Raw genomic sequence first — 12,855 nt, forward strand, 5'->3', positions numbered from 1 at the left:
GGCCTGTCCCTGGCCCGGCAGCTCGCGGCGGGCGAGGGAGGCCGTCTGGACCTGGAGTCGCTGGCCACGACCTCATTCGTGCTGCGGCTCCCCAAGGGGCCGGGCTCGAGGTGACGACCGACGCCCAGTCGTCGAGCATCACCTCGAACCCGGAGGGGGCTCGACCCGGCCCAGGGGCAGTGGACAGGACGGCCGGGTCGAGCGATCAGGGGGGTCAGGAGAACATCGCCCGCGTGGCCGTCTCGTGCTGTTCGTAGGCGTTGGAGGCCTTGGCCGTCAGCGTGCTGATCTCGCCGAGCGTCGAGTTGATCTTCTGCTGCATCTGGTTGTAGCGCTCCATGACATCGTCGAACTGCTTGCGGGCCGGGCCTTCCCATGCCCCGCTGAGGGAGCCGAGCCGTCCGCGCAGGGCGGTCGTGGCTGACTGGATGTCGTCCGAGAGACGCTGGATGTCAACGGCTGCGACACGGATCGCCTCGGTGTCGACGACGGACCTGGCCATGGTGGTTCTCCTTCGATCGGCTCCTGGAGCCGGTTGGTTGACCTGACACCTGAACGCTAGGCGGATCCGCGACGGCGTCCTCCGCGTTGTCCACAGGCCCCCGTCGGCGCGGCTGGTTAGGCTCGCCCCCATGACGTTGTGGATCGACGAGCCGATCTGGCCGGCGCACGGGCGCCACTTCGCCCACCTCGTCAGCGACACCTCCTACGCCGAGCTGCACGACTTCGCCCGATCTGTCGGCCTGCACCCGCGGGCCTTCGATGGGGACCACTACGACGTCCCGGATGCGCGCTGGGCCGAGGTCGTCGAGGCGGGTGCCGCCCTGACCACGGGCGTCGACCTCGCGCGTCGCCTCAACGAGTCCGGCCTCCGGCTCCGCAAGCGGCGGGGCGACCGTGGCCTGGTCCGCTATCTCGACCTGCCCTTCCCCAACGGGTCGAGCGACGTCGACCTCGTCGCCTCGAGCCGCCCGGTCCCCGAGGAGCAGGTCACCGCCGCGATGCTCTTCGTCCGGGACGCGGGTGGTGACTTCGCCGTCGTGCACAGCATCCGCCGCGACCAGTGGGGCTCGCCCGGCGGGTGGCGCGAGCCCGGCGAGACGCCCTTGGAGAACGCCCTGCGTGAGACGCAGGAGGAGACGGGGCTGATCATCAGTCCCGCGAAGGTCGAGGTCGTCGGCTACGAGCGCTTCACCCCGCGCACCGACGACAACCCGATCGACCCCGCGCGGCCCTACCTGCAGGTCTACCGGACCGAGCTCGACACCCGTCGGCCCCCGATCACCGATGGCGACGACGGGATCCACGAGACGCGCTGGGTCACCACGGCCGAGTACGCCGAGCTGTGCTCCCATTTCTTCTGGTGGCCGCTCGCGATGGTGGCCTTCCCCGACCTGCCCGAGCCGCGAGTGCTAAACCTGTCATGACCCCAACCCGCGCTTCGTAGAAGAAGGCCCGCATGCGCAACCCCAGCCCTGGATACGCCATCACCGTTCGAGTCGAGGCCCCCGCGTCCGCGGGCGCAACGGGAGGGCTGGTCGCCGCCGTCCAGCACGCCGGCGGGTCGCTCACGGCGCTGGACATCGCGGAGTCGACCCACGACCGGCTCGTCGTGGACGTCACCTACGACGCATCCGACGCTGACCATGCCGAGGACATCGCCGAGGCGCTCGCTCAGGTCCCCAACGTCTCCGTGCGCAAGGTCAGCGACCGCACCTTCCTCATGCACCTCGGCGGCAAGCTCGAGGTCAACCCGAAGGTGCCGCTCAAGCACCGCGACGACCTCTCGCGCGCCTACACCCCCGGTGTCGCCCGGATCTGCCTGGCCATCGCCGCAAACCCGGCTGACGCGCGCCGCCTGACCATCAAGCGCAACACCGTCGCCGTCGTGACGGACGGCTCGGCCGTCCTCGGCCTCGGCAACATCGGTCCGGCTGCGGCGCTCCCCGTCATGGAGGGCAAGGCGGCGCTCTTCAAGCAGTTCGCCGGGGTCGATGCCTGGCCGGTCTGCCTCGACACGCAGGACACCGAGGAGATCATCGCCATCGTCAAGGCGATCGCGCCGGTCTACGGCGGCATCAACCTGGAGGACATCGCGGCGCCGAGGTGCTTCGAGATCGAGCGGCGCCTTCGGGACGAGCTCGACATCCCCGTCTTCCACGACGACCAGCACGGCACCGCCATCGTCGTGCTCGCGGCGCTGACCAACGCGCTGCGTGTGGTCGGCAAGGACATCTCCCGGATCCGCATCGCGGTCAGCGGGGTGGGCGCCGCGGGCCACGCCATCATCGAGCTGCTGCTGGCGCAGGGCGCCACCGACATCGTCGCCTGCGGTCGCGCGGGCGCGATCCACGCGGGCCAGTCCTACGACGACCCGGACCGCCAGTGGATCGCCCAGCACACCAACCGCAGCCACGAGGAGGGTTCGCTCCGCGACGTCCTCAAGGGGTCGGACGTCTTCATCGGCGTGTCCGCCCCCAACCTGCTCACGGGCGACGACATCGCGACGATGGCCGACGACGCGATCGTCTTCGCCCTGGCCAACCCCGATCCCGAGGTCGACCCGCTCGCCGCGGGCGAGCACGCAGCGGTCGTGGCCACGGGGCGCTCGGACTACCCGAACCAGATCAACAACGTCCTGTGCTTCCCCGGGTTCTTCCGCGGCATGCTCGACGCGGGCGCCAAGGACATCACGCAGGAGGTCATGGTCGCCGCCGCCACCGCCATCGCGAACTCCGTGACGGGCGAGGAGCTCAACGCCAGCTACATCGTGCCGTCGGTCTTCGACCCGGTCGTCGCACCGGCAGTCGCGCACGCCGTCCGCGCGGCCATCGAACCCCTCGCCCCACACGAGGCGCAGGTGACCCCGGTGGGGAAGGTGCTCTGAGCCACGCGGGTCTGACGACCCAACCACAGCAGGCCGTATGCCGCTGGGCTGAGCGAGCCCAGCGGCATACGGTCTCGTTGGGGTCGGGTCAGCGGTAGTTGGTGAAGGTCAGCGCGACATCGAGGTCAGCCGCCTGGAGCATCCGCTGGACGGCCTGGAGGTCGTCGCGGGACTTGCTCGTCACGCGCAGCTCGTCGCCCTGGATCTGGCTCTTGACACCCTTGGGGCCCTCGTCGCGGATCAGCTTGTTGATCTTCTTGGCGTTCTCCTGCGAGATGCCCTCCTTGAGCGGGCAGTCGAGGTGGTACTCCTTGCCCGACAGGCGGGGGCCGGCCTCCGGCACGTCGAGGTGCTTGAGGCTCACCTTGCGCTTGACGAGGTGCGTCTGGACGACGTCGAGCACCGCCTTGCAACGGTCCTCGGTGTTGGCCTTCATCTTGATGACCTCGCCGGCCAGCTCGACCGAGGCCCCGACGTTCTTGAAGTCGTAGCGTGTCGCGAGCTCCTTCGACGCGCTGTTGACGGCGTTCGCGATCTCCTGCTTGTCGAACTTGCTGACGATGTCGAACGAGGAGTCGGCCATCCTGGCTCCTTTCGTGGTGGTGCCACATGCTTGGCACGGTGGGTTTCTGGCGGGGTCCGCCCGGCGGATGGGCCCGATTTCGAGGCCCGCCCGATCTCTTGCTATCCTTCCAGACGCACCACGGCAGGTTGTCCGAGCGGCCAATGGAAGCGGACTGTAAATCCGTCGCGAAAGCTACGAAGGTTCGAATCCTTCACCTGCCACCACGTGCTCAGAAGGGCCCCTGACCTGCGGAAACGCGGCTCCGGGGCCCTTCTGCCGTTGTCTGGCGCTGTCCGGCTGGAATCGGCTCCAGACGGCCATTTGCGGGTGTCAGTGGGGAACTGGTGGGGAAGTTTGCGGTCTCCCTGTCCGGCCTCGGTCATGCTTGGATCCCTTCGGCTGCGGAGAGGGCGAGCTCGACCCGGCGACGAGATGCCTCGTCCTGGCCGACGATGCAGGAGGCGTAGACGCGCAGTAGCACGTTGACGCTGTGGCCCGCCCACTCGGCGACCTGGGTCGCGGGAACGCCGGCGTTGAGCCACAGCGAGACGGCAGCGTGGCGCAGGTCGTAGGGCCGCTTCGCCAGCGGCGAGCGGTACTCGGCGTCGGTGAGCGCCCGCTGGCGGGCCTTGTCCCAGATCCGGTAGACGATGCCCATCGCCTGTGGGCTGGCGAAGGCCGGCGCGACGGGGATACCCGCTCGGCCGGCTCGAGTGACGAAGAGGCGACCCTCAAGACCCGGGGGGAACCTTTCGATGTGTCGATGCAGCACCGCCACGAGCGCTGGTGGTGCAGGGACTTGTCGGGTCGCTCTGTTGGCCCGGTGCTTGAGGCTCCGGTCCTCGGTCGCCCGCCCGGTGTCGGTCCACGCGGCTCCTGCGGTCTGCGTCGAGCCGATCAGGTGGAGTGTGCCCCAGGCGTCGGGGCTCGTCGGGAGGTCGAGGTCCCCGACCTTGAGGTGACGGACCTCGGAGGGCCGCAGCCCTGCGTAATAGATGCAGGCGAAGAAGGCCTCCAAGGAGGGGTAGATGGCCGCGACCTCGTCCAGCAGCTTCTTGGCCTGGTGCGGATTAACGACGACACGTCGGTCGACCTCGTCTGTGTGCTTTGGAGGCTTCCAAGCAATCCGGTCCATGGGGTTCGTCGGCAGTGCATCGACCTCCACGGCGTACTGGAAGGCGCTGTACAGGGCGGATCGCTTTCGGGCGACGGTGCTGGAGGAGGCTGGCTTACCGTCCAGCTTGAGTGCCAAAGCGTCGAGTACCCGCCTCAGCCGGGCAGGTTCTGCCATCTCGACGAGGGACGGCGAGTGCCGTCGAACCCACCGAATCACGGCTGCGTGCTCCTCTGGCGGCTCAGTTTCCTTGGACCCGGAACGAGCGGCGGAGTTGAAGACCCAGTTCTCCAGAGCGCGGCGGATGGCTGTTGGGTCACGGTCCGCGGCGGGCAACGCGGCAACGGTGGCCGTGGTCAGGCCCTCTGCGATGCCCTTGCGGTGGCGCGGTGATGCATGCGGCCATTTCACGTCGACGAAGGCCATCGCGTGATCCACCCACGAGAGCTCCGGCAGCTTCTCGAGGACGCTCATGGGTTGGCCCGTCTGCGCGTCGAAGGGCTCGGCCTGGCGTAGGCCCACCAAGAGGCGCGCGCGGAAGGACTCGGCCAACTTGATGGTGTCGAAGGTCTTCTGAAGGATGCGACCTTCGACCCTCCATCTGACGGTGTACGTCGTCTTCCGCTTGCCCTTGTAGCGACGGACACCCCAGACCTGCACGTCGCGAGTGGTCCGCGGGGGCATCGTCAGACTCGCTGCTCGAGAGACTGCAGCCAGGTCTCGAAATCGGCGCGCCGGATCCGCAGGTCGCCATTGGGCAACTTGATGCAGGGCGGCGCCTTGCGCGCAGCACGCCAGTCGTAGAACGTCGAGCGAGCCACGCCGAGCTCCTCGCAGACGTCCTTGACGCTGAGATGCCTCGACGTTGCCTTCTTGTCGGCCATGATCTCCTCCTCGGTCCGGGTCACTCCGGATATGGCCGGCACGGGTCACCATCAGGTCGACGTTCACGTCCTCAGGGCCTCGTCGCATCGGCTGCCCTCACGCCGGTGAGCTGCTCCGCGACGCCGTTTGGCCCACTCCCCGGTGGAGTCCCAGTCACGGCGCCCTGCAGGTGGCGAAGTGACGTAGGTCCGAGGTGCGCGACTCGCCGCAGAACAGGGCGTCGACTGTCGGCGGCTGGTGCTGCAATGTCGCTGTGGGTGAGATCGTCGAGGTAGTGCTCGGTGCGCTGGTGCGCGATCGTCAGGTGCTGCTCGTGCATCGCAGTCCGAGCAAGCGGGCGCATCCGAATGTTTGGGACTTGCCCGGTGGGTACGTTGAGCCGGGCGAGTCGGAACTCGGCGCCCTCGAGCGGGAGCTTCGGGAGGAGCTCGGCGTGCAGATCGCGGCGGACTCGGTGTCCCACCTGTACCGGCTGACTGCGGGCTCGACCGAGGAGCCCGCGGCCTTGAGCGCCTGGATGGTTCGCGAGTGGGACGGCGTTCCCGCGAATCATGCTCCCGACGAGCATGTAGACATTGGCTGGTTTGGTCTGGTCCGGATGCCCTTGCCTGCGCATCCGTTCATGCGCGCTGCGCTGCTGAACGCTCTCAGGAGCTTGGACGGGTAGGACCGGATCCACGGCGCCACTCAGAGGGGTTCGCCCCACGCTTGTGACAGTGCGTTGACGCCCCGCCTCAGAGGGTTAAGGCGCCGCTGGGACTCAACACTTTGGTCATGGCCTGGCGAGGCTGCACTTCGAGCACGCTGGCCCGCTCGTGGTCGCGGATGACTCGCAGTTGTGGCCCAAGATCGTCCTCAGCGAGAACTTCCCAACCCAGACGCTGGTAGTACGGGCCGTTCCAAGGAACGTCGCTGAAGGTCGTTAACGTCATGCGGGCGTGCCCGTGTCGAAAGGCCAAGTCCTCGGCGGCGGCCACGAGGGCTCGTCCAACTCCATGTCCGGCATGGTCGGGCAGGACACTGACCTGCTCCAGGTGAGCCGTCTCGTCGACGATCTCGATCCTGACGAACCCTGCCAGCGCTCCCGAAGGAAGCTCCGCGACCAGGACGCGGCCACCCTTCTGAGCCTGCATATAGTCGGTAGCGGTCGGATGGGGCGCATCGACAATAACGTCGATACCGACCACGCCGAACCGGCGGTCTGCCTCATGCTCGACCCGTGCCAGCTCTTCGAGCTCATCCAGCCGCGCCGGACGAATCCTGATCTCCACGCCCTGAACCTAGGCGTCGGACCTACGACGATCAACAGGCATCGACGCTCGGTGTCAGACACCGCGCGCCCGTCGGCAGATCCGATAAAGGGAGGGCGCCCAGCAGGCGGCGGAATGACACACATGAAGTGTTGATGGACACGCCGCGCGCGTGCGTTGCTTGACTCTGTACGGCGTCGGGCCCAGCCTCATCTCGTGCACAAGGGACACAGCGGGGCCTCCATGGGCGGACAGCAAGAGCAGTCGCCCCAACGTCGACGGCGAGCTGCAGCCAGGCGGCGTAGACAGGACGCCGGCTGGGTATCACGAGCCGGAGATGTGGAGACCTCTTACGTTTGCGTTTGTCCGAGGGATGGATGTCGCGCAACCGTGCACCTGACTTGAACCTGTCGCGGCGAAGAGACGCGGCTGCGCTCATCGGGTATGCCCGGAATTGACCATGCCTACTGACGGCACCTGGGAGGGCCCCCGTGACTGGCCGTCCGTTTTGGTTGCATTGGGTAGTGACCAACGGGCGATGCGCCGGAAAGTACGGCCCTCAGTCGGACTCGAACTTCATGTGGTTGCGGAGGCGCCACAAATCCCAGGAGCCGTCGCTGCCGAGGATGTCGTCCCTTTGCGTCGGGTCGTCAAGCCAGGCGTTGCGCGTGTCGGCACCGAGTCTGCTGGCCGCCTCTAGGGTCTGCGCTGTGGCTTGAAGCAGTTGGCTCCGGACATCCATCATGGCCCGCCACAGACGGACCACGGTGCGCATTCGATCCAACGCGTTGGGCCACGGATCGCCGGTGGTCGCCTCCCGCACAGTTCCATCTCCCATGACGACCGAATGCGCAGTCGGGGACGACACCACGTATCGCAGTCGCTCAGATTGAACCGTGAGCACTAGCAGCGCCCTCGTGAGAGAGGCGGGATCGAAGTCCCGGGCGCCGGCTACCGCATTGCCCATATTCAGTAGACGGCTGGCAACTATGGCAAGCCGGTCCGCCACCGAAGCGTCGGGGAATGAGGCCAATGCCTCGACCGCGGTGTCGGTGAGGCGCTCCCGCACCTCGTCCGGTACCGATTCATGGCGCTCCGGCACAAGCCACACACGATCATCTGCGTTCCTCGAGTAATCCGCCCCCATGATCCGAACTACATGCGCGATCTGCTCCTCTTCCTGATGCACCCGTAGCACGGTCAAGACCATCTCGAGTTGGATGTTGGCCAAGGCCATCGGGCCAGTCCACCGGCTTCGCTCATCGTCCTTCAGCGACTGCGCCAGCGCTTGGAACATTGCAGCCAGCTCCTCGGGGCCACTGTCGGCGCCAAGGGCAGGGTGGGTGGGTGGCAGACGTCGTACGTCCCAGCGCAGCGTCTCAGAGGGGATCACGGCAGTTAGGGCCCCGGTGGACGCCACGGCCTCGTAGAGCAGAGCCGCTCCGATAGCAGCCTCGTGGCGCAGGGCGTCCTGAGTGGCTCGGGCATGCGGATACTTGTCTCGCAGCCACCGCTGATCCTCGCGACGTTCCACTTCGTCGGCGGCCGCTCTTGCGACCCACAGCTTGATCGGGTCAAACAACAACGCTGCCACCACGACGGCGGCGAACCCCCCGGCAACCACCGTTACGGGTGCTTCGAGCACACGCCAAAGCGAGGCTGGCTGTGCCTTCATCCACACCCCGACGAGAACAAGGCCGAGCCACCCGAGTGACGCCAGGACGACCCACACGACTTTCCGGTTCATGAATCTCCACCTATCGTTCGGAGACTCTTCCATGCGCCTTTGATGCCCAGGCGGCGCGACGCCAGAGGTGAGCACCATGAGCGCGTTCTCGGAGCACAAGACCGCAACACCGTGCACAATGAGCGTCGCGTCGTAGTTCAACAGGACGTTCAGTTCGTTCCATCATCTCCGACGAGCGAGCTAAGTGCATGTCGAACGCTCGACGGGCTCGGACAGGCGGACATAGACCCGACGAGCCACGGCTCGGATCGGCACCTTTGTGACGCGACTCGCGGCGATGTGACGCAGCCATTGCATGCTTCCGACGCGGGCTGTGGTGCTGACGAGGAACGCGTAACGGCATCAAGGACCGCTATCGAGGTCCCGACGGTCAGAGGCCTCGCGCGCTGCGCTCGGTCTGTTCTTTACACCGAAGGGCACGTGAACGCTGGGGACGAGGGTCTGCGTTCCCGCCAGATGAGCCATTTGGTCGTCGAAGAAGATATGAGGTTTGAGGATCCGCAACACCGCTGCCTTCTCCCAACCCCCGAGGAAGAAGGCGTCGTTGACGCGGAGCCCCCACGACTTGAGGGTCCTGATTGCTCGAGTGTGAGCAGGGGCGTTCCGAGCGGTCACGATGGAGACAAACAATCGGCGCTTGTAGCCTCCATCCTCGGCCGACTTCGCGTCCTCGAGGTCTTGGATCTTGTTTACGGCGCCCAAGAGGTCCTTCATCGGACCTGGTGGCAGCGGGATAGCCGCGTTCTCAACCTCATGACTGCGGAACCCCTCTAACCCCGCGGCATCAAATACCTGCTCTGCGGAGTCGTCTGCCAGGACCGCATCAAAGTCGAAGGCGATTCTGAGATCGACGTCGTCAGAGGTATCCGCGGCCAATTCGGCAGGCACTCCGACCACCTGACCAGCTGGATACCCTCGGCTGGTCGCCTCCGCGACGTCCTGAGGGTTCCCCGACAGGAACAACTTCATTCCGAACGCCGGCATGAACTTGAAAGGGGATCTGCCCTGCATGAACACAGCGCGAGTCATGGGGAGTCCGTGCGTCTCGATGGACCTCATCACTCGCGCACCGGTCTCGGGGTCGTTGCGCGACAACACGACCACCTCGACGAGGGCCAGCTCGGGCCGGAGATCGTTGAGGCTCAGAAGCCTCTTGATGAAGGGGAACGCGATCCCGGGCTGGAGTTGGACCTCATAGTTCTCCTCCTGAAACTCGCGATACGCGTCCTCGCCGCGCTCCTCGAAAACCGCGTGCGACTCCGCAAGGTCGAACAGGGCGCTCGAGGCAACGCCGATGACTAAGGTGTCGGATCCAGGGCCAGCCACGACGCCACCATAGACCGACCGTCTGCGGTTGGCGCCGCGGACCGCCTATATCGGCGGTCGGGCATGCGGGCGCGCTGGGGTGCGGTCAGCCCGCGGCGTGACGTGGCGGCGGGTAGCGCGTACAGGATCGCCACGTCGAGGCAACTGAGAAGCAAAGAACCGTTGTCACCGGTCCGTGGCATGTTCTTGACATGGGGTGGATCGACATTGTTGAAGGGGCGCCGGAACTGCTTTCGCGCCACTGGAAGAGAGCGCTGGGTTGGGCGCTCATATTTGGCTTCCTGCTGTTCCCGAACGCCGCGCGAGACCTCATGGGCTGGTACGTCCGAGAGAAGACGCAAGACCTCGTTGATGTTCTGATGCCGCTCCTGCAGCAGCCCTCACGCGTGCCCTGAGGGCGGCCGACTTGCGGCGTTAAGACGCGCACTTCGGGCCACAGGTACGTTGGGCCCACCGGTAGGTCACACGTCGCAGCAGCAGCCGGAGTAGAAAGGTGAAGGTCGGTTGACCGACGCGGAACCACGCTCATGCATCCCACATGACCCGGTACTGAGTCGGCACGGCTGCCGCCACCACGTCTCCACGCTCCAACTCGAACCATGAGGGCTCGTCACCAAAGATGTCCGTAATGACGACTGCGACCCAGCTTTCCTCGTCCTCAGCAGCCCGGTATTCGTTCGGAGTGAGAAAGAATTCGGGGCTTGCGCCCGTCGCACCTTTCACTTCGATGTATCTGACCAACTTGCCGCGGCGGGCTTCCAAGTCCCAACCCAAGTTGTCCGTGGAGACGTCGGTGACGACCCAGTCTTCATCTTCGTAGCCCGTCCTGACAAGCGCCATGGCCTCGAGTTCAACGAGACGGTTGTGTTCAGCGTTGCCGTGCTGCTGTCCCTTCGCCTTTCCCTTGGCCTTGGGTGGCCGTTGTCCCAACAGGACAGCCAGTTCCTCCGCGGGTTCACCTTCGATGATCCGCCCAGAGCTGTAGACCTGATTCCAAGGGAACCTCGGAACCTGCCGTTCTAACTCCTTGAGTGTGATCATGTGGTTGAGGTCCATCGCGCGGCCCCAGGAGACGTTGACATAGTGCGCGTCCCCGGACTTCGTCTCATTCCAATGAGGCGCTGTAAAGGGCGCGCTTGTGATCACTCCTGTTGCGACTATGCCCCGACCATAGATGCCTTGGCGCAGCATGCAAACTGGGTCGCCTTCCTGGATCTTCTTCCAGTTCGTCCCGATACTCCAGCGATCGCCCTCTGGCGGCTCCCCGGCCTGGAGTGGGAGCACCATGTCTTCGAGCCACTCCTCGGGCGTGTACTGATCGTCGTTATCCGGACCGGGGTTCCAAGTCAACAGCACATATCGCATGCTTCAAATGATCTACCTCTTCCCGGTGGCTTGTCGTCAGAAGGCACGCGGTGGCGGAGAGGTAATCTGCATCCGGGGCAGCGGGAGAGCTCCCGAGCATCGCAGTGGGCCCTGCCTCTTCGCTTGGCGCCCAGCCGGGCTGCCGAGGGCAAGGGCCGCTGCTGCGTCACGCGATGATCACGTGGTTATGGGTCTATCTAGTCGTGAGACACCGCGGAGATCGATCGCCTCGCCGAGGACGTAGGGGATCCTGGCTCGCTGTGGCTCTGTGAGGACGCGATCGGACTTGGTTGCTTCCCACTTGCGCCCTCATGCGGCGGATAGACGCATCGTGACATCGGCGCGTTCTCGCCAGTTCATGAGCGACATGCGCTGGCATCGGGAGGGCTCGGCAAGGTCTGCCCGCGCGCTTGACGTGCGTGCTCAGAACGTCCGCGACTTGATGGTGGGCCGTCTAACGTTTGCTATCGAGGGTGAGGCTACGCAGCGAGCCCAGGCCCATCGAACCAGCCTGCCGCGCGGGTCAGGGGGTGGTCGCGTGTGAGTCCGGTGGAGTGGTGGGGTTTGAGGCCCGGCATGTCGTGAGGACGTGAGGGGCCATCGGCGGGATCTTCGGTGTGTACCGCCAAGTACTCACCAGAGAGGGTCCACACCGATGGCCTTGTCCCAGTCTGCCCTGTCCGAGCTGCTCGAGGCGTTCCGCACCGGGGAGGGGGTGAACCTGATCCAGGACGCGGTCAAGCTGGCGCTGCAGGAGCTGATCGAGCTCGAGGCGGCCAGCGTGATCGGCGCGGGCCGGTACGAGAGGTCCGAGGAGCGCAAGACCGAGCGGAATGGCAGCCGGCCGCGGGTGTTGACCACGACGGCTGGGGACGTGAGCCTGCGGATCCCGAAGCTGCGCAAGGGCAGCTCTTCCCGAGCATCCTGAACCCGCGCCGGCGGATCGACCAGGCCCTGTACGCGGTCGTGATGGAGGCGTACGTGCACGGCGTGTCCACCCGCGCGGTCGACGAGCTCGTCGCGGCGATGGGCTCGGATGTCGGGATCTCCAAGAGCGAGGTATCGAGGATCTGCGCCGGGTTGGACGAGGCCGTCACCGCGTTCCGGACCCGCACCCTGGGGCACACCCGGTTCCCGTACGTGTTCCTCGACGCGACCTACCTGCACGTGCGGGAGGCCTCCCGCGGGCAGGTCGTCTCCCAGGCGGTCGTGGTCGCCACCGGCGTCACCGAGGACGGCGGCCGGGAGATCCTCGGGCTGGACGTCGGCGACAGCGAGGACGAGACGTTCTGGCGCGCGTTCCTCACCTCGCTGCGCGACCGGGGACTGTCCGGGGTGCAGCTGGTGATCTCCGACCAGCACGCCGGCCTGGTCAAGGCCATCACCCGCTGCTTCGCCGGCGCCTCCCATCAGCGCTGCCGGGTGCACTTCGCCCGCAACCTGCTCGCGCTGGTGCCCAAGTCCCACAAGGACATGGTCGCCGCGGTGTTCCGCACCATCTTCGCCCAGCCCGACGCCGACGCCGTCGCGACCGGCTGGGACCACGTGCGTGACGAGCTCACGGTCCGGTTCCCCAGGATCGGGCCGTTGATGGACGACGCGAAGACCGAGGTCCTCGCGTTCACCGCGTTCCCGCGGGCGCACTGGACCAAGATCTGGTCCAACAACCCCATCGAACGCCTCAACCGGGAGATCAAACGGCGAGCCCGGGTCGTC

12 protein-coding genes, 1 tRNA gene and 1 pseudogene are annotated in these 12,855 nt (G+C 66.2%); 6 read left to right on the forward strand and 8 right to left on the reverse strand.

Annotation, left to right across the window (positions count from 1 at the left end):
• Window positions 1–214 precede the first annotated feature (214 nt).
• Window positions 215–502, reverse strand: coding sequence for a WXG100 family type VII secretion target (locus tag OO014_RS17115; protein WP_272463534.1), 288 nt, complete (start codon window positions 500–502; stop codon window positions 215–217).
• A gap of 130 nt (window positions 503–632) precedes the next feature.
• Here OO014_RS17115 and OO014_RS17120 point away from each other — a divergent pair, with 130 nt between their 5' ends.
• Both OO014_RS17120 and OO014_RS17125 read left to right on the forward strand, forming a co-directional pair.
• Window positions 633–1,427, forward strand: a complete 795-nt coding sequence (locus OO014_RS17120) for a DUF4031 domain-containing protein (RefSeq protein ID WP_272463535.1) — start codon at window positions 633–635, stop codon at window positions 1,425–1,427.
• A 32-nt stretch (window positions 1,428–1,459) separates the two neighbouring features.
• Complete coding sequence (locus OO014_RS17125) at window positions 1,460–2,887, forward strand: NAD-dependent malic enzyme (protein WP_272463536.1); 1,428 nt, start codon at window positions 1,460–1,462, stop codon at window positions 2,885–2,887.
• Window positions 2,888–2,975: 88 nt separating this feature from the next.
• Here OO014_RS17125 and OO014_RS17130 read toward each other — a convergent pair whose 3' ends face one another.
• Entirely contained in the window at window positions 2,976–3,470 is a 495-nt protein-coding gene (locus OO014_RS17130) for a YajQ family cyclic di-GMP-binding protein (RefSeq protein ID WP_272463537.1), read from the reverse strand.
• Between the two features lie 122 nt (window positions 3,471–3,592).
• On the opposite strand from OO014_RS17130, the gene OO014_RS17135 reads away from it, so the two are divergent.
• Window positions 3,593–3,676, forward strand: a tRNA-Tyr gene (locus OO014_RS17135).
• A 155-nt stretch (window positions 3,677–3,831) separates the two neighbouring features.
• On the opposite strand, the gene OO014_RS17140 is transcribed toward OO014_RS17135, so the two are convergent.
• Both OO014_RS17140 and OO014_RS17145 read right to left on the reverse strand, forming a co-directional pair.
• Window positions 3,832–5,250: a tyrosine-type recombinase/integrase gene (locus tag OO014_RS17140; protein ID WP_272463538.1), complete on the reverse strand. Its 1,419-nt coding sequence runs from the start codon at window positions 5,248–5,250 to the stop codon at window positions 3,832–3,834.
• 2 nt (window positions 5,251–5,252) lie between these two features.
• A complete protein-coding gene (locus OO014_RS17145) occupies window positions 5,253–5,450 on the reverse strand; it encodes a helix-turn-helix transcriptional regulator (RefSeq protein ID WP_272463539.1) in 198 nt (65 codons plus the stop codon).
• Window positions 5,451–5,704: 254 nt separating this feature from the next.
• Here OO014_RS17145 and OO014_RS17150 point away from each other — a divergent pair, with 254 nt between their 5' ends.
• The gene (locus OO014_RS17150) at window positions 5,705–6,118 is read left to right on the forward strand and encodes an NUDIX domain-containing protein (RefSeq protein ID WP_272463540.1); all 414 of its coding nucleotides are present in this window, start codon (window positions 5,705–5,707) and stop codon (window positions 6,116–6,118) included.
• A 67-nt stretch (window positions 6,119–6,185) separates the two neighbouring features.
• Here the strand turns inward: OO014_RS17150 and OO014_RS17155 are convergent, their stop codons facing one another.
• From OO014_RS17155 to OO014_RS17165, 3 genes are all read right to left on the reverse strand, one after another.
• Entirely contained in the window at window positions 6,186–6,722 is a 537-nt protein-coding gene (locus OO014_RS17155; protein WP_272463541.1) for a GNAT family N-acetyltransferase, read from the reverse strand.
• Window positions 6,723–7,260: 538 nt separating this feature from the next.
• Window positions 7,261–8,589 (reverse strand): hypothetical protein, encoded by a 1,329-nt coding sequence (locus tag OO014_RS17160; protein ID WP_272463542.1) that lies wholly within the window; start codon window positions 8,587–8,589, stop codon window positions 7,261–7,263.
• Between the two features lie 201 nt (window positions 8,590–8,790).
• Window positions 8,791–9,774 carry a 5'-nucleotidase gene (locus tag OO014_RS17165; protein WP_272463543.1) on the reverse strand — a complete coding sequence of 328 codons (984 nt, stop codon included), beginning with the start codon at window positions 9,772–9,774 and terminating at the stop codon, window positions 8,791–8,793.
• A gap of 191 nt (window positions 9,775–9,965) precedes the next feature.
• Here OO014_RS17165 and OO014_RS17170 point away from each other — a divergent pair, with 191 nt between their 5' ends.
• Entirely contained in the window at window positions 9,966–10,169 is a 204-nt protein-coding gene (locus OO014_RS17170; RefSeq protein WP_272463544.1) for a hypothetical protein, read from the forward strand.
• Between the two features lie 130 nt (window positions 10,170–10,299).
• On the opposite strand, the gene OO014_RS17175 is transcribed toward OO014_RS17170, so the two are convergent.
• Window positions 10,300–11,139 carry a DUF3883 domain-containing protein gene (locus OO014_RS17175; protein ID WP_272463545.1) on the reverse strand — a complete coding sequence of 280 codons (840 nt, stop codon included), beginning with the start codon at window positions 11,137–11,139 and terminating at the stop codon, window positions 10,300–10,302.
• 724 nt (window positions 11,140–11,863) lie between these two features.
• On the opposite strand from OO014_RS17175, the pseudogene OO014_RS17180 reads away from it, so the two are divergent.
• A pseudogene (locus OO014_RS17180) lies at window positions 11,864–12,855 on the forward strand (IS256 family transposase); the annotation flags it as partial.

The organism is Intrasporangium calvum (assembly GCF_028446585.1).
Taxonomy (GTDB): Bacteria; Actinomycetota; Actinomycetes; order Actinomycetales; family Dermatophilaceae; genus Intrasporangium; species Intrasporangium calvum_A.